The sequence below is a fragment of the Pseudomonas sp. H1_A03 genome (assembly GCF_054685145.1).
In genome coordinates, this window is the sequence record NZ_CP162829.1 from 2215325 (window position 1) to 2241701 (window position 26377).

At 58.5% G+C, this 26377-nt stretch carries 25 protein-coding genes; 16 read left to right on the forward strand and 9 right to left on the reverse strand.

The genetic code is table 11. The features are described from left to right. Positions 1-63 precede the first annotated feature (63 nt). The 4 genes from AB4O35_RS10165 to AB4O35_RS10180 form a co-directional block, all read right to left on the reverse strand. Positions 64-1608, reverse strand: a complete 1545-nt coding sequence (locus AB4O35_RS10165; RefSeq protein WP_371905303.1) for an ABC transporter substrate-binding protein — start codon at positions 1606-1608, stop codon at positions 64-66. A 364-nt stretch (positions 1609-1972) separates the two neighbouring features. Next, complete coding sequence (locus tag AB4O35_RS10170) at positions 1973-3601, reverse strand: ABC transporter substrate-binding protein (protein WP_065875127.1); 1629 nt, start codon at positions 3599-3601, stop codon at positions 1973-1975. 258 nt (positions 3602-3859) lie between these two features. After that, positions 3860-5461, reverse strand: coding sequence for an ABC transporter substrate-binding protein (locus tag AB4O35_RS10175; RefSeq protein WP_460149583.1), 1602 nt, complete (start codon positions 5459-5461; stop codon positions 3860-3862). A gap of 91 nt (positions 5462-5552) precedes the next feature. Next, a complete protein-coding gene (locus AB4O35_RS10180) occupies positions 5553-6266 on the reverse strand; it encodes an SIMPL domain-containing protein (protein ID WP_049710019.1) in 714 nt (237 codons plus the stop codon). 205 nt (positions 6267-6471) lie between these two features. On the opposite strand from AB4O35_RS10180, the gene AB4O35_RS10185 reads away from it, so the two are divergent. The 3 genes from AB4O35_RS10185 (at position 6472) to AB4O35_RS10195 (ending at position 10112) form a co-directional block, all read left to right on the forward strand. Continuing rightward, the gene (locus AB4O35_RS10185; protein ID WP_065875125.1) at positions 6472-7734 is read left to right on the forward strand and encodes an ATP-binding protein; all 1263 of its coding nucleotides are present in this window, start codon (positions 6472-6474) and stop codon (positions 7732-7734) included. Then, on the forward strand, positions 7727-8287 hold the full coding sequence (locus AB4O35_RS10190) for a response regulator transcription factor (RefSeq protein ID WP_043048539.1): 561 nt from the start codon (positions 7727-7729) through the stop codon (positions 8285-8287). The genes AB4O35_RS10185 and AB4O35_RS10190 overlap by 8 nt, the downstream gene beginning before the upstream one ends. Before the next feature lie 100 nt (positions 8288-8387). Further along, positions 8388-10112, forward strand: coding sequence for an ABC transporter ATP-binding protein/permease (locus AB4O35_RS10195; protein WP_065946180.1), 1725 nt, complete (start codon positions 8388-8390; stop codon positions 10110-10112). 101 nt (positions 10113-10213) lie between these two features. Here the strand turns inward: AB4O35_RS10195 and AB4O35_RS10200 are convergent, their stop codons facing one another. Further along, positions 10214-10651 (reverse strand): Z-ring associated ZapG family protein, encoded by a 438-nt coding sequence (locus tag AB4O35_RS10200; RefSeq protein ID WP_017138275.1) that lies wholly within the window; start codon positions 10649-10651, stop codon positions 10214-10216. A 147-nt stretch (positions 10652-10798) separates the two neighbouring features. Between AB4O35_RS10200 and AB4O35_RS10205 the strand changes: the two genes are divergently transcribed. The 3 genes from AB4O35_RS10205 to zapE all read left to right on the forward strand — a co-directional run bounded on the left by AB4O35_RS10205 (position 10799) and on the right by zapE (position 13982). Then, positions 10799-11428 (forward strand): alpha/beta hydrolase, encoded by a 630-nt coding sequence (locus tag AB4O35_RS10205; RefSeq protein WP_065875123.1) that lies wholly within the window; start codon positions 10799-10801, stop codon positions 11426-11428. A 24-nt stretch (positions 11429-11452) separates the two neighbouring features. After that, positions 11453-12808 carry a tryptophan--tRNA ligase gene (locus AB4O35_RS10210; RefSeq protein ID WP_065875122.1) on the forward strand — a complete coding sequence of 452 codons (1356 nt, stop codon included), beginning with the start codon at positions 11453-11455 and terminating at the stop codon, positions 12806-12808. 79 nt (positions 12809-12887) lie between these two features. After that, the gene (zapE, locus tag AB4O35_RS10215) at positions 12888-13982 is read left to right on the forward strand and encodes a cell division protein ZapE (RefSeq protein WP_012722199.1); all 1095 of its coding nucleotides are present in this window, start codon (positions 12888-12890) and stop codon (positions 13980-13982) included. 189 nt (positions 13983-14171) lie between these two features. On the opposite strand, the gene AB4O35_RS10220 is transcribed toward zapE, so the two are convergent. Continuing rightward, positions 14172-15092 carry a GlxA family transcriptional regulator gene (locus AB4O35_RS10220; protein WP_175403050.1) on the reverse strand — a complete coding sequence of 307 codons (921 nt, stop codon included), beginning with the start codon at positions 15090-15092 and terminating at the stop codon, positions 14172-14174. Positions 15093-15312: 220 nt separating this feature from the next. On the opposite strand from AB4O35_RS10220, the gene AB4O35_RS10225 reads away from it, so the two are divergent. Continuing rightward, on the forward strand, positions 15313-16449 hold the full coding sequence (locus AB4O35_RS10225) for an acyl-CoA dehydrogenase family protein (RefSeq protein ID WP_065875121.1): 1137 nt from the start codon (positions 15313-15315) through the stop codon (positions 16447-16449). A 113-nt stretch (positions 16450-16562) separates the two neighbouring features. Here the strand turns inward: AB4O35_RS10225 and AB4O35_RS10230 are convergent, their stop codons facing one another. Next, positions 16563-17603, reverse strand: a complete 1041-nt coding sequence (locus AB4O35_RS10230; protein WP_065879620.1) for an NADP(H)-dependent aldo-keto reductase — start codon at positions 17601-17603, stop codon at positions 16563-16565. A gap of 248 nt (positions 17604-17851) precedes the next feature. On the opposite strand from AB4O35_RS10230, the gene rplM reads away from it, so the two are divergent. From rplM to AB4O35_RS10270, 8 genes are all read left to right on the forward strand, one after another. After that, positions 17852-18280, forward strand: coding sequence for a 50S ribosomal protein L13 (gene rplM, locus AB4O35_RS10235; protein ID WP_003171742.1), 429 nt, complete (start codon positions 17852-17854; stop codon positions 18278-18280). Between the two features lie 14 nt (positions 18281-18294). Then, a complete protein-coding gene (gene rpsI / locus AB4O35_RS10240; RefSeq protein ID WP_003216038.1) occupies positions 18295-18687 on the forward strand; it encodes a 30S ribosomal protein S9 in 393 nt (130 codons plus the stop codon). Between the two features lie 266 nt (positions 18688-18953). Next, entirely contained in the window at positions 18954-19550 is a 597-nt protein-coding gene (petA, locus tag AB4O35_RS10245) for a ubiquinol-cytochrome c reductase iron-sulfur subunit (RefSeq protein WP_065875119.1), read from the forward strand. Beyond that, complete coding sequence (locus AB4O35_RS10250; protein ID WP_065875118.1) at positions 19547-20758, forward strand: cytochrome b; 1212 nt, start codon at positions 19547-19549, stop codon at positions 20756-20758. The genes petA and AB4O35_RS10250 overlap by 4 nt, the downstream gene beginning before the upstream one ends. Further along, positions 20758-21537, forward strand: a complete 780-nt coding sequence (locus AB4O35_RS10255; protein ID WP_065879619.1) for a cytochrome c1 — start codon at positions 20758-20760, stop codon at positions 21535-21537. The genes AB4O35_RS10250 and AB4O35_RS10255 overlap by 1 nt, the downstream gene beginning before the upstream one ends. A 149-nt stretch (positions 21538-21686) precedes the next feature. Beyond that, entirely contained in the window at positions 21687-22304 is a 618-nt protein-coding gene (locus tag AB4O35_RS10260) for a glutathione S-transferase N-terminal domain-containing protein (RefSeq protein ID WP_065875116.1), read from the forward strand. Positions 22305-22321: 17 nt separating this feature from the next. Beyond that, positions 22322-22741: a ClpXP protease specificity-enhancing factor gene (locus AB4O35_RS10265; protein WP_065875115.1), complete on the forward strand. Its 420-nt coding sequence runs from the start codon at positions 22322-22324 to the stop codon at positions 22739-22741. A 158-nt stretch (positions 22742-22899) separates the two neighbouring features. After that, positions 22900-23649, forward strand: coding sequence for a FadR/GntR family transcriptional regulator (locus AB4O35_RS10270; RefSeq protein ID WP_065875114.1), 750 nt, complete (start codon positions 22900-22902; stop codon positions 23647-23649). Positions 23650-23673: 24 nt separating this feature from the next. On the opposite strand, the gene AB4O35_RS10275 is transcribed toward AB4O35_RS10270, so the two are convergent. Beyond that, entirely contained in the window at positions 23674-23868 is a 195-nt protein-coding gene (locus AB4O35_RS10275; protein WP_065875113.1) for a hypothetical protein, read from the reverse strand. A gap of 191 nt (positions 23869-24059) precedes the next feature. Beyond that, the gene (locus AB4O35_RS10280) at positions 24060-25217 is read right to left on the reverse strand and encodes a phospholipase (RefSeq protein ID WP_065946178.1); all 1158 of its coding nucleotides are present in this window, start codon (positions 25215-25217) and stop codon (positions 24060-24062) included. Between the two features lie 233 nt (positions 25218-25450). On the opposite strand from AB4O35_RS10280, the gene kdgD reads away from it, so the two are divergent. Continuing rightward, positions 25451-26362 carry a 5-dehydro-4-deoxyglucarate dehydratase gene (gene kdgD, locus AB4O35_RS10285; protein WP_049710004.1) on the forward strand — a complete coding sequence of 304 codons (912 nt, stop codon included), beginning with the start codon at positions 25451-25453 and terminating at the stop codon, positions 26360-26362. The last annotated feature ends 15 nt before the right edge of the window (positions 26363-26377 follow it).

Consider the following 26377-nt stretch of genomic DNA (forward strand, 5'->3'; position numbering starts at 1 on the left):
CCTAATAGAAGGCCGCGCGTTTGCAGCAAGGCGATGTTCGCCCTGCGCAATCCGGTTATTTTCTTATGGGGTGATACTGACGCCCGAGAACACGTTGCGGCCGAAGGGGCTCACTTTGAAACCTTCGACTTTGGTGCTTAACGGCTGGTTGACCGTCGAGTGGGCGACTGGCGTGATTGGCACCTGCTGCTTGAGCAGTTGCTGCGCCTGTTTGTACAGAACAGTCCTTTGTTCGCGGTCAGTCACGACCTTGGCTTGCTTGATCAACTTGTCGTACGCCGGGTCACACCACATGGAGTAGTTGTTCCCGCCGATGGCGTCGCAGCTATAAAGCGTGCCCAGCCAGTTGTCCGGGTCACCATTGTCGCCGGTCCAGCCGATCAGGCTGATATCGTGCTCACCGTTCTTGGTGCGCTTGATGTACTCGCCCCACTCGTAGCTGACGATCTTGACCTTGAGGCCGATCTTGGCCCAGTCGCTTTGCAGCATCTCGGCCATCAGCTTGGCGTTGGGGTTGTACGGCCGTTGTACCGGCATTGCCCACAGGGTGATCTCGGTACCTTCCTTCACGCCGGCGGCCTTGAGCAGTTCCTTGGCTTTTTCCGGGTTGTAGGCGGCGTCCTTGATGCTGTCGTCGTAGGACCACTGCGTCGGCGGCATCGCGTTGACCGCCAGTTGCCCCGCGCCCTGGTACACGGCATTCAGAATGCTCTGCTTGTTCACCGCCATGTCCAGCGCCTGGCGCACTTCGAGCTGGTCGAATGGCTTGTGGCGCACGTTGTAGGCGATGTAGCCGAGGTTGAAGCCTGGCTTGGTCAGCAGTTGCAGGTTCGGGTCCGCCTTGAGGGCGTCCACGTCAGCCGGGCGCGGATGCAGGGTTACCTGGCATTCGCCGGCCTTGAGTTTTTGCACCCGCACCGAAGCGTCGGTGTTGATGGCGAAGATCAACTGGTCGAGCTTGACCCGGCTCGGGTCCCAGTACTGTTTGTTGGCCACGTAACGGATCTGCGAATCTTTCTGATAACGCTGGAACACGAAGGGGCCAGTGCCGATCGGCTTCTGGTTGATATCGCTCGGCTTACCGGTCTTGAGCAACTGCTCGGCGTATTCGGCCGACAGGATCGCAGCGAAACTCATGGCAATGTTCTGCACGAACGCAGCGTCGACCGTGTTCAAGGTCATCACCACGGTGTGCGGGTCGGTTTTCTCGACCTTGGCAATGTTCTTGTTCAGGCTCATTCCGTTGAAGTACGGAAACTCGGTGGGGTAGGCCTTGCGAAACGGGTGCTCAGGGTCAAGCATGCGGTTGAAGGTGAACAGCACGTCGTCGGCGTTGAAGTCCCGCGTTGGCTTGAATTCTTTGTTGCTATGGAATTTCACCCCTTCACGCAGGTGGAAGGTGTACGTCAGGCCGTCTTCGGAAATATCCCACTTGGTTGCCAACCCCGGCACCACATTGGTCTCACCTTTTTCAAACTCAACCAGGCGGTTGTACAGCGGCTCGGCCGCATCGTTATCGGTGGCGGTGGTGTACTGCGCGGTGTCAAAACCTGCCGGGCTGCCTTCCGAGCAGAACACCAGGCTCTTCTTGTCGGCGGCTTGGCCCATCGTGGCCACGGCCAGAAGGCTGGTGCCAAAAATTGCGGATAGAACGGTGGTATGGCGCATGACGATCCCGATCCTTGTTTGTAGTTGTCATCAGCGAGCAATCACCCTGGCGTTCGGCCAGGGGGACATCACTGATCCCACACGCAGCAAGTACCCTTCCGAGGTTGGTGCTTCTGCTGTCCTACGACGTTATGGGTCGCGGACCTGGCAGTAAATGCACCAAATCGGATTGACCTTGTAGGCAACGGAGTCACGCATCGCAGTTCGCTGCTGTAGGACGCAACGATTGCAAGCGTGGTCTGTTTCCTACGGGTCGGGCGGATGCAATAACGGCGACGTTATGCAACGTCGCCGCCAAGGCTTCTTACTTGCCGCTGACGCTCACGCCGTAGAAGGAGTTCAAGCCAAACGGGCTGATCTTGAAGTCCTGCACGGTGGTGCGCATGGGTTGATACACCGTCGAGTGCGCGATAGGTGTCATCGGGACTGCATCTTTGAGGACATGTTGCGCCTGCTTGTACAGCTCGGTGCGTTTGGCGACGTCCGATGTGGCCTTGGCTTCTTTCACGATGCCGTCGAATTTCTTGTCGCACCATTTGGAGAAGTTGTTACCCGACAGCGAGTCGCAGCCGAACAGCACGTTCAGCCAGTTGTCCGGGTCACCATTGTCACCGCTCCAGCCAATGATCATGGCCTGGTTCTCGCCACCTTTGGAGCGCTTGATGTACTCGCCCCACTCGTAGCTGGTGATTTTCACGTTCAGACCGATCTTCTTCCAGTCGTTTTGCAGCATTTCAGCCATCAGCTTGGCGTTCGGGTTGTACGGACGCTGAACCGGCATGGCCCACAGAACGATTTCGGTCCCTTCCTTGACGCCGGCTTCCTTGAGCAGCGCCTTGGCTTTCTCTGGGTCGAACTTGGCGTCCTTGATGGTGGTGTCATATGACCATTGGGTCGGTGGCATGGCGTTCACGGCCAATTGGCCAGCGCCCTGGTACACGGAGTCGATGATCTGCTGCTTGTTCACCGACATGTCCAGCGCCTGGCGCACACGCAGGTCGGCCAGCGGGTTTGGCTGGTCGCTGCCCTTGACCTTGTCCATGACGTTGTAGGCGATGTAGCCCAGGTTGAAACCGGCCTGGTGCGGCAGTTTCAGGTCCTTGTCTTCACCCAGCGCCTTGAGGTCGGCCGGGCGTGGGAACAAGGTGATCTGGCATTCGTTTTTCTTGAGTTTCTGGATACGCACCGACGGGTCGGTGGTGATGGCGAAGATCAGGTTGTCGATCTTCACATCTTCAGGTTTCCAGTAGTCCTTGTTGCCGGTGTAACGAATGTTCGAGTCTTTCTGGTAGCTCTTGAACACGAACGGGCCAGTGCCGATTGGCTTCTGGTTGATGTCCGCAGGCTTGCCTTCCTTGAGCAGTTGAGCGGCGTATTCAGCCGACTGGATCGAGGCGAAGCTCATTGCCAGGTTCTGGATGAACGCGGCGTCCACAGTGCCAAGGGTGAACTTGACGGTGTGCTCATCGACTTTCTCGATGTTCTTGATGTTGGTGTCCATCCCCATGTCCGTGAAGTACGGGAACTCAGTGGGGTAGGCTTTGCGGAACGGATCGTCCTTGTTGATCATGCGGTTGAACGTGAACAGCACGTCATCGGCATTGAAGGTACGGGTCGGCTTGAAGTACGAGGTGGTGTGGAACTTGACGCCATCACGCAGGTGAAAGGTGTAGGTCAAGCCATCCGAAGACACGTCCCAGCTGGTGGCCAACCCAGGAATCACGGCGGTGCCGCCGCGTTCGAACTGGGTCAGGCGGTTGAACATGGTTTCGGCCGAGGCATCGAAGTCTGTTCCGGTGGTGTACTGGCCTGGATCAAAACCGGCCGGGCTCCCTTCGGAGCAGAACACCAGGTTAGTCGCCGCTTGGGCGAAAGGCGCCGCGGCCATTAGGCCAGCGCTAACAATTAACGGAATGACTGCGTTTCTAAGCATGTTGGCCTCATGATTTGTTGTCATTTTTGATGGTGAGGGCGACCTCGTGAGTCGGCCTGCGGATACTTATGCAGGCGCCATACCCATTGCAAGATGCTGAACCGTTACGAGGGTGAAACAGTGGTACGAACGTACAGGAATGTCGCAATTATGAAAGTTTGTACATATTTGCGCATATTTCGAGGGTTTTTTCGGTGCAAGCAGCGCACTAAAAAAGACCAACCGAGGCGTCTGGCGCACTCGGTTGGGGCGTTGCTGTTACTTATCTAGACTCACGCCATAGAACGGCGTCAACCCGAAGGGGCTGATCTTGAAGTCTTTGACTTCCTTGCGCATGGGTTGGAAAATCGTCGAGTTTGCGATAGGCGTTATAGGTACCTGTTCCTTAAGGATTTTCTGCGCCTGTTGATACCACTTGATGCGCTGCTCGCGGTCATTGCTGATCTTGGCTTGTTGCACGAGTTTGTCGTACGCCGGGTTACACCATTTAGCGTAGTTGCTGCCCTTGACCGCAGCACAACTGTAGAGCACGCCAAGCCAGTTATCCGGGTCGCCGTTGTCGCCGGTCCAGCCATAAATCATCGCATCGTGCTCGCCGTTTTTGGCGCGCTTGATGTATTCGCCCCATTCATAGCTGACGATGTTGGCCTTGATGCCCACCTTTTCCCAATCCTGCTGGATCATCTGCGCGGACATGCGCGCGTTTGGGTTGGACGCGCGTTGTACGGTCATCGCCCACAGGTTGATGGTGGTACCGGGTGCAACCCCTGCTTCTTTTAGTAGCGCCCGAGCCTTGGTCGGGTCGTGCGGCGCGTCTTTGATGGTCGGGTCATAAGACCACTGCGCAGGGGGCAGAGCGTTCTGCGCCAATTGCCCGGCGCCCTGGTACACGGCCTTGATGATCGCCGGCTTGTCGATCGCCATATCCAGCGCCTGGCGCACCTTGAGCTGGTCCAGCGGCGGGTGGGTCACGTTGTAGGCCAGAAAGCCCAGGTTGAAACCGGCTTGCTGCAGCACGCGCAGATTCGGGTCCCGCTTCATCACTTCGATATCGGCGGGGCGCGGGTAGCCGCTGACCTGGCATTCGCCGGCCTTGAGCTTTTGCAGGCGTGACGCGGCATCCGGGGTAATGGCGAACACCAGGTTGTCGAGTTTCACCTCTTCGGGCTTCCAATACTGTTTGTTGGCCACGTAGCGGATCTGCGAATCCTTCTGGTAGCGCTTGAACACAAACGGCCCGGTGCCCACCGGCTTCTGGTTGATGTCGGAGGCTGTGCCTTGTTTGAGCAGTTGCGCGGCGTACTCGGCGGATTGCACCGAAGCGAAGCTCATGGCCAGGTTCTGCACGAACGACGCATCGACGTTGTTCAGGTTGAAGCGCACGGTGTGTTCGTCGAGTTTGTCGACGCTCTTGATCGTGGTGTTCAAGCCCATGTCGGTGAAGTACGGCGACTCGGAAGGGTAGGCTTTGCGAAACGGGCTTTCGGCATCCAGCAGGCGATTGAAGGTGAACAGCACGTCATCCGCGTTGAAGTCGCGAGTAGGCGTGAAGAAATCCGTGGTGTGGAACTTGACGCCATCGCGCAGGTGGAAGGTATACGTCAGGCCGTCCTTGGAAACATCCCAGCTTGTCGCCAGGCCAGGTTCGACTTCGGTGCCGCCGCGCTTGAACTGGGTCAGCCGGTTGAACACGGTTTCGGCAGATGCATCAAAATCGGTGCCGCTGGTGTACTGGCTGGGGTCGAAACCGGCGGGGCTGGCTTCGGAGCAGTAGACCAGGGTGCTGGCCGCCTGGGCCAACGGCATAAAGGCCAGCAGGCCTGCGGCGAGGAGGAGCGGTTTTAAGGCGATTCTTTCCATGGAGACCCCCTGAAGTGGCAGGCATACATAAGCTGCCCAAACGAAAACGACGTCACCGAGGGTAACGCCGTTCAGGTTTGTCAGGTAGGGGTCACTGCATCTGCACTTCGATCACGCCATCGGCACTCATGGTGACTTGGCTGGTGCCGGCTTCTACTTCCGGTGTCGGTGCCGAATCGGCCATCGCTGCCTTCATCATCATGCCGCCACGGGCATAAGGCATTGGGTAACCGTTGGTGTTGAAGTTCAGGTTGACGATCTTGTAGCCCTTGCCGCCCAACGCATCGGTGGCCAGTTGCGCGCGTGCCTTGAAGGCGGCAACCGCATCCTTGAGCAGCGCATCTTCACTGGACTTGCGCGTGGCGTCGGCGATGGCGAAGTCCATGTTGTCCATCTTCAGGGTGGTCAGCAGTTCGCCGGTGAGCTTGGACAGCGCCGGGAAGTCCGCGCTTTCCAGGCGCAGTTCGGCACGCTCACGCCAGCCAGTGATCTTCTGGTTCTTGTTGTCGTAGATCGGGTAGCTGTTGCGGCTGCCTTGGCGCAGGGTCACGGCTTTGACTTCGCGGGCCTGGCCGAGGGCCTTGTTCATCGTTTCAGTGATTTCGGCGGCGAGCTTGGCCGGGTCGCTGTTCTGGGATTCGGTGTACAGCGTGACGATCATCTTGTCGCGGGCCACTTCCTGGCTGGCCTCGGCGCGCAGGGAAATCTGGTTGTAATGCAGCTCATCGGCGGCCAGGGCCGGAAGGCTGGCCAGGGCGCTGACGCTGAGCGTGATAACGGCTGCACTGCGAGTGAAACGAGACATGAAAGCTCCTTGGGATGTTCGTGTTCGGTAAGACTGTAGACGATGGCGTTGGGTTCTTCGGGTTTACACATTAGCTACAAGTTGCGGCGACGCCGACGAACGGTCATTTGCCCGGCCTGCGGCAAAGAGCCACACGCGCCGTGCCAGCCTGCCGGCTTCGTTTATACTCCTGCCGATCCGCCTGCAGCGCTCACCGGGAGAGCTCATGCTCGCCGCCGTAAAACTGACTTCCGCCACCCGCCAGAACCTCTGGCGCCTGACGTTCATCCGTACCCTGGTACTGGCCGCACAGGCCGGCTCTGTCGGGCTCGCCTATTGGTTCGACCTGTTGCCGCTGCCATGGCTGCAATTGGGCGTGACCCTGGGTTTCTCCATCGTGCTCTGTGTGTTTACCGCCATCCGGTTGCGCACCACGTGGCCGGTGACCGAGCTGGAATACGCCCTGCAATTGGCGTGCGACCTGTTTATCCACAGTGTGTTGCTGTATTTCTCCGGTGGTTCCACCAATCCGTTTGTTTCTTATTACCTGGTGCCACTGACCATCGCCGCCGTGACCCTGCCGTGGCGCTATTCGGTGGTGCTGTCGGGCATCGCGTTGACGCTGTACACCTTGCTGTTGGCGCGCTTCTATCCGCTGCAAACGTTCCCGATCGCGCGGGAAAACCTGCAGATCTACGGGATGTGGCTGAGCTTTGCTCTGTCCGCTGCGGTCATTACGTTCTTCGCTGCCCGCATGGCCGAAGAACTGCGCCGCCAGGAAGAACTGCGCGCCATTCGCCGTGAAGAAGGCTTGCGCGACCAGCAGTTGTTGGCCGTTGCCACCCAGGCAGCCGGCGCCGCCCATGAGCTGGGCACACCCTTGGCCACCATGAGCGTGCTGCTCAACGAAATGACCCAGGACCATCACGACCCGGCGTTGCAAGAAGATCTCGGCGTGCTGCGTGAGCAGGTCAAGCAGTGCAAGCAGACCCTTCAGCAGTTGGTACGCGCCGCCGAAGCCAATCGCCGCCTGGCGGTGGAGATGCAGGACGTGACCCAGTGGCTCGACGAAGCCCTGAACCGCTGGCACCTGATGCGCCCCGAAGCCAGTTACCGTTTTCATCTGCTGGGGCAGGGCAGCGTGCCGCGCATGGCGCCGCCACCGGATTTGACCCAGGCCCTGCTCAACCTGCTGAACAACGCCGCTGACGCCTGCCCCGAAGGCCTGGGCGTACAGTTGGACTGGGATGCCGAAAACGTGACTATCAGCATTCGTGACCACGGCGCGGGTGTGCCGCTGGCGATTGCCGAGCAGATCGGTAAACCGTTCTTTACCACCAAGGGCAAAGGCTTCGGCCTCGGCCTGTTTTTGAGCAAGGCCAGCGTGACCCGCGCGGGCGGCTCAGTGAAACTCTATAGTCATGAGGAAGGCGGTACGCTCACCGAGCTGCGCCTGCCCCGTGTCGCACGAGGAGATATCGATGAGTGACGAGATCCAAGTCGAAGGCGAAGAACTGCCGCACCTGTTGCTGGTAGATGACGACGCCACGTTTACCCGCGTGATGGCGCGTGCCATGAGCCGTCGTGGTTTCCGCGTCAGCACCGCAGGTTCCGCCGAAGAGGGCCTGACCATCGCCCAGGCCGACCTGCCGGACTACGCTGCGCTCGACCTGAAAATGGACGGCGACTCCGGCCTGGTGCTGTTGCCCAGGTTGCTGGAACTCGACCCGGAAATGCGTGTGGTGATCCTCACCGGTTACTCCAGCATTGCCACTGCGGTCGAAGCCATCAAGCGCGGCGCGTGCAACTACCTGTGCAAGCCGGCAGACGCCGACGACGTACTGGCCGCCTTGCTGTCCGAGCACGCTGACCTCGACACCCTGGTGCCGGAAAACCCGATGTCGGTGGACCGCTTGCAGTGGGAGCACATCCAGCGCGTGCTGACCGAGCACGAAGGCAATATATCCGCCACTGCCCGTGCCCTGGGCATGCATCGCCGCACCTTGCAGCGTAAGTTGCAGAAGCGCCCGGTACGTCGCTGAACCTAAGCTGAACAGTCTGCTTCAGGCCGCACAGGCGTATGAACCGATCACCTATGATCGGTTCATACGCCTGTGACCTAATCCCTACCGAGCCTGAACGATGAATCAGAACGCTGAGTACTCCGCGGTCAACGACGCGGTGCGTGGGCAATTTTTACGGCGGGTGTGGGGGCTGATCACGCCTTATTGGCGTAGCGAAGAGAAGGGCAAGGCCTGGCTGCTGCTGTTGGTGGTACTGGGGCTTTCGCTGTTCAGCGTCGCTGTGTCGGTATGGTTCAACAGTTGGAACCGCGACTTCTACAACGCCCTGGAGCACAAGGACTACGACGCCTTCACCCATCTACTGATGTACTTCAGCGTGATTGCGGTGGTGGCAATCGTGACCGGTGTGTTCACCTCCTATTTGCAACAGATGCTCACCATCCGCTGGCGCCGCTGGCTGACGGAAACCTACTTTGCCCAATGGTTGAGCCACAAGAATTACTACCACCTGGAATACGGCGGCTACACCGATAACCCCGACCAGCGTATCTCCGAAGACCTCAACGCTTTTACCAGCAGCACCCTCAACTTGGGGCTGGGTTTTATCAGCAACCTGGTGAGCCTGGTGTCGTTCTCGGTGATTCTGTGGGGCGTGTCCGGCAGTATCGAAGTGTGGGGCATCACCATTCCCGGCTACATGTTCTGGGCGGCGCTGGTTTATGCGGTGGTCGGCAGTTGGTTGACCCACTTGATTGGTCGAAAACTGATCGGCCTGAGCAACCGTCAACAACGGTTTGAGGCCGACTTGCGTTTCAGCCTGGTGCGGGTGCGCGAAAACGCGGAAAGCATCGCGCTGATCAATGGCGAGCGCAACGAACACCAGCAATTGAGTGCGCGTTTCGGGCGGGTGTGGAGCAATTTCTGGAGCATCATGCAGCTCAAGAAGCGCCTGAATTTTTTTACCAGTGGTTACTCCCAGATCGCGATTATCTTTCCCTTTGTGGTCGCGGCGCCGCGTTATTTTTCCGGCAAAATCGAACTGGGCGTACTGATGCAGGTGGCCCAGGCGTTTGGCAGTGTGCAGGGCAGCCTCAGCTGGTTTGTCGACGCCTATACGATGCTGGCCAGTTGGCGCGCCACCTGTGATCGTCTGCTGAGTTTCGGCCAGGCCATGCACGACAACGAAAACCGCACCATGGGCATTGGCTTGCAACATCAAGGCGGGGATTTGCAGGTCAAGGACCTGAGCCTGGACCTCGCAGACGGCCGCCATCTGCTGCAGAGCGCCGACCTGGTCGTCGCCGAAGGTGAGCGCGTGATGCTCAGCGGTCGTTCCGGCAGCGGCAAGTCGACCTTGCTGCGGGCTATGGGCAACCTGTGGCCCAACGGCCACGGTAATATTCGCCTGCCGGCCGAGCGCTCTTTGTTCCTGCCGCAAAAACCGTACTTGCCGATTGGCACGCTGAAGGCGGTGTTGAGTTATCCACAGGACGACAGCGCCTACCCGGCAGAACGTTATGCACAGGTCCTCGAGACGTGCCGTTTACCCCATCTGGTGGGTCGTCTGGACGAAGCCAACCACTGGCAGCGCATGCTCTCCCCGGGCGAGCAGCAGCGCCTGGCCTTCGCCCGTGCGTTGTTGTATGCGCCGCAATGGCTGTACATGGACGAAGCGACGTCGGCTATGGATGAAGAGGATGAGGCAACGCTGTACCAAACGTTGATTGATGAGCTGCCGGGGCTGAGCATTGTCAGCGTGGGGCATCGCAGCAGCCTCAAGCGTTTCCATGGGCGGCATGTGCGGATCGAAAGCGGGCGCTTGCAAGAACAACCATTGGCGTAAGGTCTTGCACTTTTCACATTTGATTTGATGTTGTTTGTGAGACTCACAAAAAAGCCCGGCTGATCATCGATCAGCCGGGCTTTTTATTGTTTGAAGACGAGTTACTTCTTCAGACCGTAATGCTCATCCAGCATGCCAGGGGCGTTCGGCGTTTTTGGCGCGTAGTCCCGTGGAGGCTCCTGGTTTTCCCGCGGCGGGGTCAGGCGCTCCCGTGGCGCTTGCGGTGCATCGGAATGCAACGCGGCCAGCAGACGCTGACGGGTAATGTCGTCGAGAGCCAGGCGGTTGGCACCATCGGCGAGGTGGTCCTGTACTTCCTGGTAGCTCTGGGTGAGCTTCTTGACCAAGGTCGCGGTGCTGTTGAAGTGGGTAACCACCTCATTCTGATAACTGTCAAAACGTTCCTGAATGTCATCCAACTGACGCTGCGTGCGGTTAGGCGCGGCATTCGGCAGCAGGCGAGCAACCAGGAATCCAATGGCGACACCGGCAACCAGGGCAAGAGTCGGCAACAACCAAACTAAGAGCGAGTGTTCCACGAGTCCTTCCTCTATAAACGGCTTTGCTTTACGTTAACGGCTCAAACCTGCGCTGTATACCGCGATTAAGCTCGCAATGATGCCATGCACAGACTTTTAGCTAGACGAGTCGACCCATTGAGAGGTCACGGAGTTCATCTCTTGCTCATGCGTGAAACCCCCGTTTTGATCGATGGCCCGGTAGGCCAATTGGAAGCCCTGTACCTGGATCACCCCGAGCCGCGTGGCCTAGCGCTGATCTGTCACCCTAACCCGGTGCAGGGTGGGACCATGCTTAATAAAGTTGTGTCGACCCTGCAGCGCACTGCCCGCGATGCTGGATTGATTACTTTGCGTTTCAATTACCGTGGTGTCGGCGCAAGTGCCGGCACCCACGACATGAGCACCGGTGAAGTGGACGATGCCGAAGCGGCTGCCAACTGGCTGCGGGAAAAACACCCCGAGCTGCCGATCACCTTGCTTGGTTTTTCCTTCGGTGGCTACGTCGCTGCCAGCCTCGGCGGTCGCCTGGAAGCCAAGGGCGAAAAACTGTCACATCTGTTCATGGTGGCTGCTGCGGTGATGCGCTTGAGCGACAACGACCTGCTGCCCCAGGGATGCCCATTGACCCTGATCCAGCCTGAAACCGACGAAGTGGTCGACCCACAACTCGTCTACGACTGGTCTGCCGCCCTGAAACGCCCCCATGAGCTGCTGAAAGTGGCAGAATGCGGACACTTTTTTCATGGCAAGCTCACCGATCTCAAGGATCTGGTCCTGCCGCGCCTCTCGAATTGATAGCAGTCTGATAAGCGATAACCCATGACGACTCGTACCCGTATTCTCACCGGCATCACCACCACCGGCACGCCGCACCTGGGCAACTACGCCGGTGCAATCCGCCCGGCGATCCTTGCCAGCCAGGACGCCAATGCCGATTCCTTCTACTTCCTGGCCGACTACCACGCCCTGATCAAATGCGATGACCCGCAGCGCATCCAGCGTTCGCGTATGGAAATCGCCGCGACCTGGCTGGCCGGTGGCCTGGATGTAAACCGGGTGACGTTCTATCGCCAGTCCGACATCCCGGAAATCCCCGAGCTGACGTGGCTGCTGACCTGCGTGGCCGCCAAGGGCCTGCTCAACCGCGCCCACGCCTACAAGGCCTCGGTGGACAAGAACGTGGAAACCGGCGAAGACCCGGACGCCGGCATCACCATGGGCCTGTACAGCTACCCGGTGCTGATGGCGGCGGACATCCTGATGTTCAATGCGCACAAGGTGCCGGTCGGCCGTGACCAGATCCAGCACGTGGAAATGGCCCGCGACATCGGCCAGCGCTTCAACCACCTGTTTGGCAACGGCAAAGAATTCTTCACCATGCCTGAGGCGTTGATCGAAGAAAGCGTCGCCACCTTGCCGGGCCTGGACGGCCGCAAGATGTCGAAAAGCTACGACAACACCATCCCGTTGTTCACCAGCGCCAAGGACATGAAAGACGCCATCTCGCGGATCGTCACCGACTCCCGCGCGCCAGGCGAAGCCAAGGATCCGGACAATTCGCACCTGTTCACCTTGTATCAGGCGTTTGCCAGCAAGGCCCAGGAAGAGGAATTCCGTGCCGAGCTGCAGCAAGGCCTGGGCTGGGGCGAGGCGAAAAGCCGTCTGTTCCAGCTGCTGGATGGCCAGTTGGGCGAAGCGCGCGAGCGCTACCACGCGCTGATGTCGCGCCCATCGGACATGGAAGACCTGCTGCTGGTCGGCGCCAAAAAGGCCCGTGCCGTGGCAGCGCCGTTCCTCGCCGAGCTGCGTGAAGCCGTTGGCCTGCGTTCGTTTGTCGAGCAAGCTGCGGCGCCGGTCGCTGCGAAGAAGAAAGCCGCAAAAGCCGCGCGCTTCGTGAGCTTTCGCGAAGACGACGGCAGCTTCCGCTTCCGCCTGTTGGCCGCCGATGGCGAGCAATTATTGCTTTCGCGTCATTTCGCCGACGGTAAAGCCGCAGGTGCCGTGACCAAGCAACTGCAAAACGGTGACGCGCTGGATGTGCGCCCTGAGGCCCTGAGCTTCAGCGTATGGCTGGACGGTAGCGTGGTGGCGGACAGCGCCGAGTTCGCCGACGAAGCGTCCCGCGATGCCGCCATCGCCGCGCTGCGCGTCGCGTTGACCCCCCTCGAGGATTAACCCGACCAAGGGTTGATTGCCATTATCCAGGGCCGTCGTTACAGTGACGGCCCGTTTTTGTTGCCTTGCTAACGAAATTATGACGCCCCTAGAACGATATCAAGCTGATTTGAAACGCCCTGAGTTCTTCCATGACGCGGCCCAGGAAACGGCAGTGCGTCATTTGCAGCGCCTGTACGACGACCTGGTCGCGGCCTCGCAAAGCAAGCCAGGGATGTTCAGCAAGCTGTTTGGCAAAAAAGACCACACGCCGGTCAAGGGCCTGTATTTCTGGGGTGGCGTGGGCCGTGGCAAGACCTACCTGGTGGATACGTTCTTCGAAGCGCTGCCGTTCAAGGAAAAGGTGCGGACGCACTTCCACCGCTTCATGAAGCGTGTGCACGAAGAGATGAAGACCCTGCCGGGCGAGAAAAACCCGTTGACCATCATCGCCAAGCGTTTCTCTGACGAGGCGCGGGTGATTTGCTTCGATGAATTTTTCGTCTCCGACATCACTGATGCCATGATCCTTGGCACGCTGATGGAAGAACTGTTCAAGAATGGCGTGACGCTGGTCGCCACCTCGAACATCGTGCCTGACGGTTTGTACAAGGACGGCCTGCAACGCGCACGCTTCCTGCCGGCCATCGCGTTGATCAAGCAGAACACCGAGATCGTCAACGTCGACAGCGGCGTCGACTACCGCCTGCGCCACCTGGAGCAAGCGGAGCTGTTCCACTTCCCGCTGAACGAAGCGGCCCATGAAAGCCTGAAAAAAAGCTTCCGTGCGCTGACGCCGGAATGCACCCAGGCGGTGGAAAACGACAAGCTGATGATCGAGAACCGCGAAATCATCGCGCTGCGTACCTGCGATGATGTGGCTTGGTTCGAGTTCCGCCAACTGTGCGACGGCCCGCGCAGCCAGAACGACTACATCGAACTGGGCAAGATCTTCCACGCGGTGATCTTGAGCGGCGTGGAGCAGATGAGCGTGACCACCGACGACATTGCGCGACGCTTTATCAACATGGTCGACGAGTTCTACGACCGTAACGTCAAGCTGATCATTTCGGCGGAAGTCGAGCTGAAGGATCTGTACACCGGTGGACGTTTGAACTTCGAGTTCCAGCGCACGCTGAGTCGTTTGTTGGAAATGCAGTCCCACGAGTTCCTGTCGCGCGGTCACAAACCGTAAACGAGAGTTCGAAATGAAAAAGGCCCGCAGCGATGCGGGCCTTTTTTCATGCGATCTTCTGAGCAATGCAGATCAACTGTGGGAGCCGGGCTTGCCCGCGATGGCGGCGTGTCAGTCACTTATTTACTGACGGATGTACCGCTATCGCAGGCAAGCCAGCTCCCACATTAGCGTTGTGTTTGTCTTGGCTTACGCAGCCTGCTGGAACTGCTGGCGATACTGGTTCGGCGACAGTTCGGTGTGCTGCCTGAACAGCCTGGCAAAGAAACTCGCATCGTCATAACCCACCTCATAACTGATAGTCTTGATGCTCTTGCGGCTGCCCGAGAGCAGTCCCTTCGCCGTCTCAATCCGTAACCGTTGCAGGTAATGCAGCGGCTTGTCACCCGTGGCGGTCTGGAAGCGGCGCATGAAATTGCGGATGCTCATGCCGTGTTCCCGTGCCACATCTTCGAAGCGGAATTTGTCGGCGAAATGCTCTTCGAGCCAATGCTGGATCTGCAGGATGATCACGTCCTGGTGCAGCTTCTGCCCGCCAAACCCGATGCGTCCAGGTGCATAGCTGCGTTGCACTTCGTAGAGGATGTCGCGGGCCACGGCCTGGGCGATGTTGGCGCCGCAGAAACGCTCGATCAAGTAGATGTAGAGGTCGCACGCCGAGGTGGTGCCGCCAGCGCAATACAGGTTGTCGGCGTCGGTGAGGTGCTTGTCCTGGTTGAGCTGGACCTTGGGGAAACGCTCGCTGAAGGCGTTGAAGAAACGCCAGTAGGTAGTCGCCTCCTTGCCGTCGAGCAGGCCGGCTTCCGCCAGCCAGAACACCCCGGTGGCTTCGCCGCACAACACCGCACCGCGGGCGTGTTGCTCGCGCAGCCACGGCAGCACTTGAGGGTAGCGCGCGCACAAGGCGTCGAAGTCATCCCAGAAGGCCGGTAATACGATGATGTCGGCGTCTTCCAGGCCGCCGTCCACCGGCATGATCACATCACTGAAGCTGCGCACCGATTGCCCGTCGGGGCTGACCAGTCGGGTCTCGAACGGAGGGGTCAGGCCCTGGCCCAGTTGCTTGCCGTAACGCAGGCTGGCGAGGTGGAAGAAATCTTTGGCTTGCATGAGGGTTGAAGCGAATACCCGATCAATGGCCAAAATGCTGACGCGCCGCAACGGCTTGGAGATTTGGTTAGACATAATTTCATTTATTCTTATAGGGGAAAGTGGTCACCAGACGGCTGGATCGTCTTATTTTTTGTCGCATGTGTCCAGTGTCCCGTGATGCCTTCGCGGCATAGTCTCTGTGGGTTCGTCTTTGTCCGACAATCCACGCAGGTGACCCATGATTCCCAGAACCTTGTTCAGCCCGGAACACGAACTCTTCCGCGAAAGCGTGCGTACCTTCCTTGAAAAAGACGCCGCGCCGTTCCATGGGCAATGGGAGAAACAGGGCTACATCGACCGCAACTTGTGGAGCAAGGCGGGGGAGGCGGGGATGCTGTGTTCCCATCTGCCGGAGGAATACGGCGGGCTGGGCGCGGACTTTTTGTACAGCGCGGTGGTGATCGAGGAGATCAGCCGGCTGGGCCTCACTGGCATCGGTTTTTCCCTGCACTCGGATATTGTGGCGCCCTACATCCTGCATTACGGCAGCGAGGCGCTGAAGCACAAATACCTGCCCAAGTTGATCTCCGGCGAGAGGGTCACGGCTATTGCCATGACTGAACCGGGGGCGGGTTCCGACCTGCAAGGGGTCAAGACCACGGCGGTGCTGGAGGGCGATGAGTATGTGATCAACGGCTCCAAGACGTTTATTACCAATGGCTACCTGGCCGAGTTGGTCATCGTCGTCGCCAAGACCGACCCCAAGGCCGGTGCCAAGGGCACCAGCCTGTTCCTGGTGGACGCCGACACACCGGGCTTCGCCAAGGGCAAGCGCCTGGAGAAGGTGGGCATGAAGGCCCAGGACACATCGGAGCTGTTCTTCCAGGACGTGCGTGTGCCCAAGGAAAACCTGTTGGGCCAGGCGGGCATGGGCTTCGCGTACTTGATGCAGGAGTTGCCTCAGGAGCGATTGACCGTGGCGATTGGTGCCCTGTCATCTGCTGAGGCCGCTTTGCAGTGGACGCTGGAATACACCCGCGAACGCAAGGCGTTCGGCAAGGCAATTGCGGATTTCCAGAACACCCGCTTCAAGCTGGCGGAGATGGCCACCGAGATTCAGATCGGCCGCGTGTTTGTGGACAAGTGCATGGCGTTGCACCTGGAAGGCAAGCTGGATGTGCCTACGGCAGCGATGGCCAAGTACTGGGCCACGGACTTGCAGTGCAAGGTGCTCGATGAGTGCGTGCAGCTGCACGGCGGCTACGGCTTCATGTGGGAATACCCGATCGCCCGGGCCTGGGCGGATGCGCGGGTGCAGCGGATTTATGCGGGGACCAATGAGATCATGAAGGAGATTATTGCGCGGGCGCTTTGATCTTGTGGTGCTTTTGACGTCGCCATCGCAGGCAAGCCAGCTCCCACATTTGACGGTGTTCACAAATCAAAATGTGGGAGCTGGCTTGCCTGCGATAGCGATCTAACGATCAATCAAGGCGCTGGATTCGGATGATCCTTCTGAATCGCCTCAATCCCCTCCAGCACCTCTTTCGACAGCTTCAGATCAGCACTGGCAATGTTGCTGTCCAGCTGCTCCAGGCTTGTCGCCCCGATGATGTTGCTGGTCACAAACGGCTGCTGCGTGACAAACGCCAAGGCCATCTGCGCCGGGTCCAGACCATGCTCCCGAGCCAGCGCCACATAACGGCTGCACGCTGCTTCCGACTGCGGGTTGAAGTAGCGGCTGAAGCGGCTGTATTCCGTCAGGCGCGCTTTTGCAGGGCGCGCGCCGTTCTCGTACTTGCCGCTGAGCATGCCGAACGCCAGTGGCGAATACGCCAGCAAACCGCACTGTTCACGAATCGCGACTTCCGCCAAACCCACCTCGAAACTGCGGTTGAGCAGGTTGTACGGGTTCTGGATCGACACCGCGCGGCTCCAGCCACGGGCTTCGGCCAGGGCGAGGAATTTCATGGTGCCCCACGGCGTTTCATTGGACAGGCCGATGTGGCGGATCTTGCCGGCCTTCACTTGCTCGTCCAGCGCTTCGAGGGTTTCCTCCAGAGGGGTGAGGTCGTCTTCGTCCTTGTGCTTGTAGCTCAGTTGGCCGAAGAAGTTGGTGCTGCGCTCCGGCCAGTGCAGTTGGTAAAGGTCGATCCAATCGGTTTGCAGGCGCTTGAGGCTGGCATCCAGGGCTTCGACGATGTGCTTGCGGTTGTGGCGCAGGTGGCCGTCGCGGATGTAATCAATGGTGTTGCCGGGGCCGGCAATCTTGCTGGCAAGGATCCAGTCGGCCCGGTCGCCACGGCTTTTGAAGTAATTACCGATATAGCGCTCGGTGGTGGCATAGGTGTCGGCCTTGGGCGGCACCGGGTACATTTCTGCGGTGTCGAGGAAGTTGATCCCCGCGGCCTTGGCCCGTTCGATCTGTGCGAAGGCCTCTGCCTCGCTGTTCTGCTCGCCCCAGGTCATGGTGCCCAAGGCTATCGCGCTCACGTTCAGATCCGTACGGCCCAGCTGTCGATAATCCATCGGGTACTCCTTCAGGGAAAACAATCATAAAAGCAGGTTGAATTTTTTTTCGCAATCTGCATAATTGCCCACCTCTTTCTGCAGTGGAAGTGATGCGCCGTCTGCCGAAGAATCTTGCCGTTGAACGGACGCGCCGACCCGAGCCCCCGATAGCGTCTGTATCCGGCTGCCTTTGACTTGTCAAAGTACGCACTATTCAGTAAGATCCGCCGTCTAATTTACAGGGCGGCCCCTGAGGCTATTAAAGAATGACAACTTTTACTGCAAAACCGGAAACAGTTCAGCGCGACTGGTTTGTCGTCGACGCCGCTGGTCAGACCCTGGGTCGTCTGGCCACTGAAGTCGCCAGCCGTCTGCGTGGCAAGCACAAGCCTGAGTACACCCCTCACGTTGACACCGGTGACTACATCGTGATCATCAACGCTGAGCAGGTACGTGTTACCGGCAACAAAGCGCAAGACAAAATGTACTACCGTCACTCCGGTTTCCCAGGCGGTATCAAGTCTTCGAACTTCGAAGGTCTGATTTCCAAGAAGCCTGAAGCCCCGATCGAAATCGCGGTCAAAGGCATGCTGCCGAAGGGCCCACTGGGTCGCGATATGTTTCGCAAGCTGAAAGTCTATGCGGGCGCTGTACACCCTCATGCTGCTCAGCAGCCCCAAGAACTGAAGTTTTAACGGAATAGTTCATTATGTCGGCGACTCAAAATTACGGCACTGGCCGTCGCAAAACCGCAACCGCACGCGTTTTCCTGCGTCCGGGCACTGGTAACATCTCGATCAACAACCGCACTCTGGAAAATTTCTTCGGTCGCGAAACTGCCCGCATGGTAGTTCGTCAGCCGCTGGAACTGACCGAGACCGTTGAAAAGTTCGACATCTACGTCACCGTTATCGGTGGCGGTGTAAGTGGTCAAGCTGGCGCAATCCGCCACGGTATCACTCGCGCTCTGATGCAGTACGACGAAACCCTGCGTGGCGCTCTGCGCAAAGCTGGCTTCGTGACTCGCGATGCCCGTGAAGTTGAACGTAAGAAAGTCGGTCTGCGTAAAGCGCGTAAGCGTCCGCAGTACTCGAAGCGTTAATTCGCTTTACGTTCCACAAAAGCGCCCAGCCTCCTCACGGAGCTGGGCGTTTTTTATTGCCTGCGATTTATGCATAAAAATCGCCGTGACAACTTGCCACATCCGTAGACCCCCTATACTACAAGGCCTGGAGGCGGAGCCCCGGGCAATTCCCTTGTCATACGTGGGGCTTTTCATTACCATTCGGCAAAATTTTTATAAGTTCAGATTTAATACTTAGTAGACGCCTGATTTAACAGGCCAAAAAGCTGATGGGAGAGGACTGAATGAGCAATGACGGCGTGAATGCAGGCCGGCGTCGCTTCTTGGTAGCAGCCACATCCGTGGTGGGTGCTGCAGGAGCGGTGGGGGCTGCGGTCCCGTTCGTGGGGTCATGGTTTCCCAGTGCCAAGGCGAAAGCCGCAGGTGCACCGGTGAAGGTGAATATCAGCAAGATCGAGCCAGGCCAGCAGATGATTGCTGAATGGCGCGGCCAACCGGTCTTCATTGTTCGTCGTACCGAGGAAATCCTGGGGAATCTCAAGAAGATCGAGGGCCAGTTGTCTGACCCCAAGTCCGAGAAGTCCGACCAACCCGCCTACGCCAAGAACGAAGCACGTTCGATCAAGCCAGAGATTCTGCTGCTGGTTGGTCTGTGCACCCATTTGGGATGCTCGCCAACCTTCCGCCCGGAAGTCGCTCCTGTGGACCTGGGCAAGGATTGGGTCGGTGGTTATTTCTGCCCCTGCCACGGTTCCCACTACGACCTCGCCGGCCGTGTCTACAAATCCCAGCCTGCGCCTTTGAACTTGCCGGTTCCTCCGCACGAGTACGAATCTGACGACATCATTGTCATTGGCCTCGATAAGGAGAACGCGTCATGAGTAAGTTCATGGATTGGGTGGATGCGCGCTTCCCCGCCACTAAAATGTGGGAAGACCATCTCAGCAAGTATTACGCGCCGAAAAACTTCAACTTCTTCTACTTCTTCGGCTCCCTGGCCCTGCTGGTGCTGGTCAACCAGATCATCACTGGCGTCTGGCTGACGATGAGCTACACGCCGTCGGCGGAGGAGGCGTTTGCTTCCGTTGAAGGCATCATGCGAGACGTCAACCACGGCGCCATCCTGCGTTTGCTGCATGCGGTCGGTGCGTCGATGTTCTTCATCGTCGTCTACCTGCATATGTTCCGTGGCCTGCTCTACGGCTCGTACCAGAAACCTCGCGAGCTGGTGTGGGTCTTCGGCATGCTGATCTACCTGGCGCTGATGGCCGAAGCCTTCATGGGTTACCTGCTGCCTTGGGGTCAGATGTCGTATTGGGGCGCCCAGGTGATCATCTCGCTGTTTGGGGCAATTCCAGTAATTGGCAACGACCTGACGCAGTGGATCCGTGGTGACTACCTGATCTCCGGCATCACCCTGAACCGCTTCTTCGCCCTGCACGTGGTGGCATTGCCCATCGTGATTCTGGGCTTGGTGGTGCTGCACATCCTGGCGCTGCACGAAGTGGGTTCCAACAACCCGGACGGCGTGGACATCAAGAAGCACAAGGACGAAAACGGCATCCCGCTGGACGGCATCCCGTTCCACCCTTACTACACCGTCAAAGACATTGTCGGCGTCGTGGTGTTCCTGTTCGTGTTCTGCTCGATCGTGTTCTTTTTCCCGGAGATGGGTGGTTATTTCCTGGAGAAACCTAACTTCGAACAGGCCAACGCCTTCAAGACGCCTGAGCACATTGCCCCGGTTTGGTACTTCACACCGTTCTACGCAATCTTGCGCGCAATCCCCGACAAACTCATGGGCGTGATCGCCATGGGCGCGGCCATTGCGGTGCTCTTCGTGTTGCCTTGGCTCGACCGCAGCCCGGTCAAGTCCATGCGCTACAAGGGCTGGCTGAGCAAGATCTGGCTGTGGGTGTTCTGCATTTCGTTCGTGATCCTGGGTGTGCTGGGCGTATTGGCGCCGACGCCTGAGCGTACGTTGCTGTCGCAGGTCTGCACCTTCCTGTACTTCGCCTACTTCATTCTGATGCCGTTCTATACCCGGCTCGAGAAGACCAAACCGGTTCCGGAAAGGGTGACTGGCTGATGAAAAAGTTATTTGTTGCATTGATGCTTGCGGCCTTGCCGCTACTGTCCTTCGCTGCCGAACACGGCGGCCCGGAACTGGAAAAAGTCGATATCGACGTGTCGGACAAAGCCGCCCTGCAGGACGGCGCGCGGACGTTCGCCAACTACTGCATGGGCTGTCACAGCGCCAAGTTCCAGCGTTATGAGCGTGTCGCCGATGACCTTGGCATTCCTCATGAAACGATGCTGGAGAAGCTGGTGTTCACCGGGGCCAAGATCGGCGACCACATGAACATCGGCATGAAGCCTGCGGATGCCAAGGCCTGGTTCGGTGCTGCACCGCCTGACCTGACCCTGGTGGCGCGCGTGCGCGGTACCGATTGGCTGTATGGCTACCTGAAATCCTTCTATGAAGACCCGGCGCGTCCTTACCAGGTCAACAACCGCGTGTTCCCGAACGTCGGCATGCCTAACGTTCTGGTCGGCCTGCAAGGCAAGCAAGTGGTAGGATGCAAGCAGATTCAGGTCGTTGAAGACGGCAAGAAGCAATACGATCCGTTGACCGGCACGCCGTTGACTCATGAAGCGTGCGATCAACTGACGATAGAGACTCCAGGTTCCCAGACTGAGGAGCAGTTCGACGGGACGGTCAAGAACCTCGTGACCTTCCTGGCCTACTCTGCCAACCCGGTCAAATTGCAGCATCAGCGCATCGGTACGTATGTGTTGCTGTACCTGGCTTTCTTCTTCGTATTCGCCTATCTGCTCAAACGCGAATACTGGAAGGATGTGCATTGATCCAACCGTAAGCAATTGCTGTTAATCTTGCGCGCCCAGCGGCATCTCTGAACACGTAGCGATCTGGTTGTACCAGGCGTTATAGAGATGCTCTCTGGGCGCGCTCGTTTTTGAGCTTTCGATAATTTCAACAAGCGAGGAGGACCGCCATGGGCGTGACCAACCGGTTGGCCTGTTACTCCGACCCCGCCGACCACTATTCCCACCGAGTACGCATCGTGCTCGCAGAGAAGGGTGTCAGCGCCGAGATCATCAGTGTGGAGGCAGGTCGTCACCCACCGAAACTGATCGAAGTGAACCCTTACGGCAGCTTGCCCACCCTGGTCGATCGTGACCTGGCGTTGTGGGAGTCAACCGTGGTGATGGAATACCTGGATGAGCGTTACCCGCATCCACCTTTGCTGCCGGTGTACCCGGTGGCGCGTGCCAACAGCCGCCTGCTGATCCATCGGATCCAGCGTGACTGGTGCGGGCTGGTGGATGTGATTCTGGACACACGCAGCAAAGAGCCGGCACGCGTGCAGGCGCGTAAGGAATTGCGCGAGAGCCTCACCGGTGTTTCGCCGTTGTTCGCCGACAAACCTTTTTTCCTCAGCGAGGAACAAAGCTTGGTGGATTGCTGCCTATTACCGATACTCTGGCGCTTGCCGATTCTCGGTATTGAACTGCCGCGGCCGGCCAAGCCGCTGCTTGATTATATGGAGCGCCAGTTTGCGCGTGAGGCTTTCCAGGCGAGTCTGTCTGGTGTCGAACGCGATATGCGCTAAGGCTTAAGGAGCCGCTGATGAACTCCAGTCGACCCTACCTGGTCCGCGCGCTCTATGAGTGGATTGTGGACAACGATTGCACCCCGCACATGCTGGTCAATTCTGAATTTGCTGCGGTTCAGGTACCGCAGGGTTTTGCCAGCGACGGGCAGATTGTGCTGAATGTATCGCCGAGTGCAGTGCGCCACCTGCACATGGACAACGAAGCCGTGAGCTTCGAAGGGCGTTTCGGCGGCGTGCCGCATACGCTGTACGTGCCGATTGGCGCCATCCTCGGCATTTATGCCCGGGAGAACGGCCAAGGCATGGTGTTCGATCTGGAGTCGCCTTTCGAGGATGACGAAGCGATCGAAGCAGAAGATGGCGACGATCTGCCGCCACCGGATTCCGAGCCGCCGCGCCCTAGCGGCCGGCCAAGCCTGAAAGTCGTGAAGTAACCGGTTTTCACCCTCGGGTAAGCCTCAAAAATGCCTCGACCTGTGTCGGGGCATTTTTTTGCGCGCAGGATATAAATGAAAGTCGTGCCCGGGCAGTGATCGTACAACCGCCATGGGCTATGATGCGTGTTCAAGTTCGCCGAGAAAAATGGATCATCATGGATAACGCCGCCACCGCCCCTCGTCTTCCCCGCAAGCGTCGCAGCCTTGCCCAGGAATTGGTCACGGTGTTGTCCGAGCAGATCCGCGACGGTCAGCTCAAACGTGGCGATAAACTGCCCACCGAGTCGGCGATCATGGAGGCCCATGGGGTCAGCCGCACCGTGGTGCGTGAGGCCATCTCACGCTTGCAAGCGGCGGGGCAGGTCGAGACCCGTCATGGTATCGGCACGTTTGTGCTGGATACGCCGAGCCCAAGCGGCTTCCGTATCGACCCGGCCACCGTGGTAACCCTGCGTGATGTGCTGGCGATTCTGGAATTGCGGATCAGCCTGGAAGTCGAATCCGCTGGTTTGGCCGCCTTGCGCCGCAGCGATGAACAGCTGGCAGCCATGCGTGCGGCACTCGATGCCCTGAATGAAAGCGCGGCCCACGCTGGAGATGCGGTGGCGTCTGATTTTGCGTTCCACCTCGAAATTGCGCTGTCGACCGGCAACCGCTACTTCACCGATATCATGACCCACTTGGGCACCAGCATCATTCCGCGGACCCGTTTGAATTCTGCGCGCCTGGCCCATGATGACCAGCAACATTACATGGGGCGTTTGAGCCGCGAACACGAAGAGATTTATGAGGCGATTGCGCGCCGGGATTCAGATGCGGCGCGGGCGGCGATGCGGTTGCATTTGACGAATAGTCGGGAGCGGCTGCGCCATGCTCATGAAGAGGCGGAGGCGCAGCGGGGGTAATTCTGGTAACGGTGAATTAACTATTCAGGCGAGGGTGAAGTCGATTTGGTCGACATTGCCTCCGTTGATTACGAAGTTCTTGGCTACGACCTCCAGAGCTGGATCACCATCAAGTTCAATCGTGTCCCCGATGTTGGGCAGGTCGGTAGCGTCAACGTTATGAGTCGCCGATTTAGATTTGTTGGAACGGGATTTAAAGGTGCACTTTTTAGTAGCCATGATATGCCTCACTGATTTTAGGATGAGTGAATGGCCTCCAAGGTGTTTGCGCCTCTTTTCGCGAAAGAGGTAACCCGGCGGTCGAATGCAAGCTACTGGCAGTTGATTCACCTGCGATACTGTCAGAAATGACAGTGGCGACGAGCGGTCCCATGCGCGCGTCTGCACACACACATGGGATTTCTGTTAACTCAAGGCTGCGGTGCGTTCGGCGTGTAGTCCTTCAACAACAAATACGTACTCCACCCCCACCAATCATTCGTCCAGTGCTTGTCGTTCAAGTCATTTACATCCTTACGACGCAGCACCTTGTCCCCCTCCATCTTGAACAGCGGTGAGAAGTTGTTCGCCGGGTTCTGCGCGGCATTCAGGTCCGGCACATACAGCGGCGCCTTGAAGTTGGCCGGGGAGGGCGCCACACCACTGATAAAGGTGTCGAAGACCTCATCCGCCGAAGCCTGCACTGCGCGTTTAACCTGCCCCCGGTTGTCCGCGTCGATGGCGTCGAAGTAGCGTTTATCCCCATAAGCGTGCCACTGATCTCCCAGGGCATTGCGCACCTTGAGCCCGAGCTTGCTGTCTTCATCGTGCATGAAACGGCTGATCAGCGAGCCCAATTCACCGGGCGTTACCACTGCCGCCAACTGCTTGCGCGGAACCCGCAAGTGGCCTGCGGAAAACAGATCGGTCAAAAAGTGATCAGCAAAGCTGTTCATGGCATACGCCAGTTCCAAGGCCTGGTCGGTGCCGGTTTGGTGAGCCGCCACGGCTTGTTGCAGCGCCGCCGTATGCCCCGCCAAATAGGCCGACAGCGCCCATTCGCCAAAGTGGTCGGCATTGTCCGCCGCCAGTTTCAGGTAGCGGCCCAACGGAACAAGCGCCGACACCGCGCTGCCACCGCCAGTGATGCGGTTCCATTCCTCAGACAACGTATCGCCCAGGGCGTCGTAGGCCTCATGGGCTTGCTTGCCGTCCTTTATCACCTGCTTGACCGCAGTGATCTCCTTTTGCATCACCGCCAGGATCTTGTGTGCTTCTTCTCGCGAAGCGGGCAGCACGGCCAGCGAGTTGAAAGCGGCAGTGAAGCGCTGCACGCGCTCGGCCGGCGACGCGCCATCGCTGATGGGCTGGCCGGGGATGCCATAGAAGTCGCCGCCCAGGGCGATCACTTGGCCATAGGTGAGCGCCAAGCCGTTGGGCAGGTGCAGTTCGACTTGGCGCGCGGGGATCGCCGGTGCGTCCTTGACGAAGCGCAACAGGGTGTCATCGCCGATGGCAGTGTGTTCACCGCCCTCGAAACGTAGGGTAGGCGGGTTTTTTTCGGGTGCTGCGAGTTCAAGACCTGACATGTTAGCTCCTTGCTATGTCGTAGGAATCTTCCGTGATGACTGTATATGCATACAGCAACAGCGAGCTTAGAGGAAAAATTTCCTACGTCAAGGAGGCGGCTCTAAACACCTTGCGGATGAAGTTTGATGAATTGCAGTTGACGAATATTTTTATAGTTGTACGATGACGTACGACATCACCAAAACCAACAATAACCTTTCGACAGAAAGTCTTTACCCAGGGTGTTCGAATAATGAATCCACAAGAACTGAAGTCCATCCTCTCCCACGGTCTGCTCTCTTTTCCGGTGACCGATTTCAATGCCCAGGGTGACTTTCACCAGGCGGGCTACATCAAGCGTCTAGAGTGGCTGGCCCCGTATGGCGCGACCGCCTTGTTCGCCGCCGGCGGCACGGGTGAGTTTTTCTCCCTCGCGGCCAGCGAATATTCCCAGGTGGTGAAAACCGCCGTTGATACCTGCGCGACCAGCGTGCCGATCCTCGCCGGCGTGGGCGGTTCGACTCGCCAAGCTATCGAGTACGCTCAAGAGGCCGAGCGTCTGGGGGCCAAAGGCCTGCTGTTGCTGCCGCACTACCTCACCGAAGCCAGCCAGGACGGCGTTGCCGCCCACGTTGAAGCGGTGTGCAAATCGGTCAAGATCGGTGTGGTGGTCTACAACCGCAACGTTTGCCGCCTGACCGCGCCATTGCTGGAACGCTTGGCCGAGCGCTGTCCGAACCTGATCGGCTACAAAGACGGCCTGGGTGACATTGAGTTGATGGTGTCGATCCGCCGTCGCCTCGGTGACCGTTTCAGCTACCTTGGCGGCCTGCCGACTGCAGAGGTTTACGCCGCTGCCTACAAGGCCTTGGGCGTGCCGGTGTACTCCTCGGCGGTGTTCAACTTCATCCCGAAAACCGCGATGGATTTCTATCACGCGATTGCCCGCGAAGATCACGCTACCGTTGGCAAAATCATCGACGACTTCTTCCTGCCATACCTGGACATCCGTAACCGCAAATCCGGTTATGCCGTGAGTATCGTCAAGGCCGGTGCAAAAATCGCAGGCTATGACGCCGGCCCGGTGCGTACGCCGCTGACCGACCTGTTGCCGGAAGAATACGAAGCCCTGGCCGCGCTGATCGACAAGCAAGGCCCGCAATAACCTATCTATAAGGCC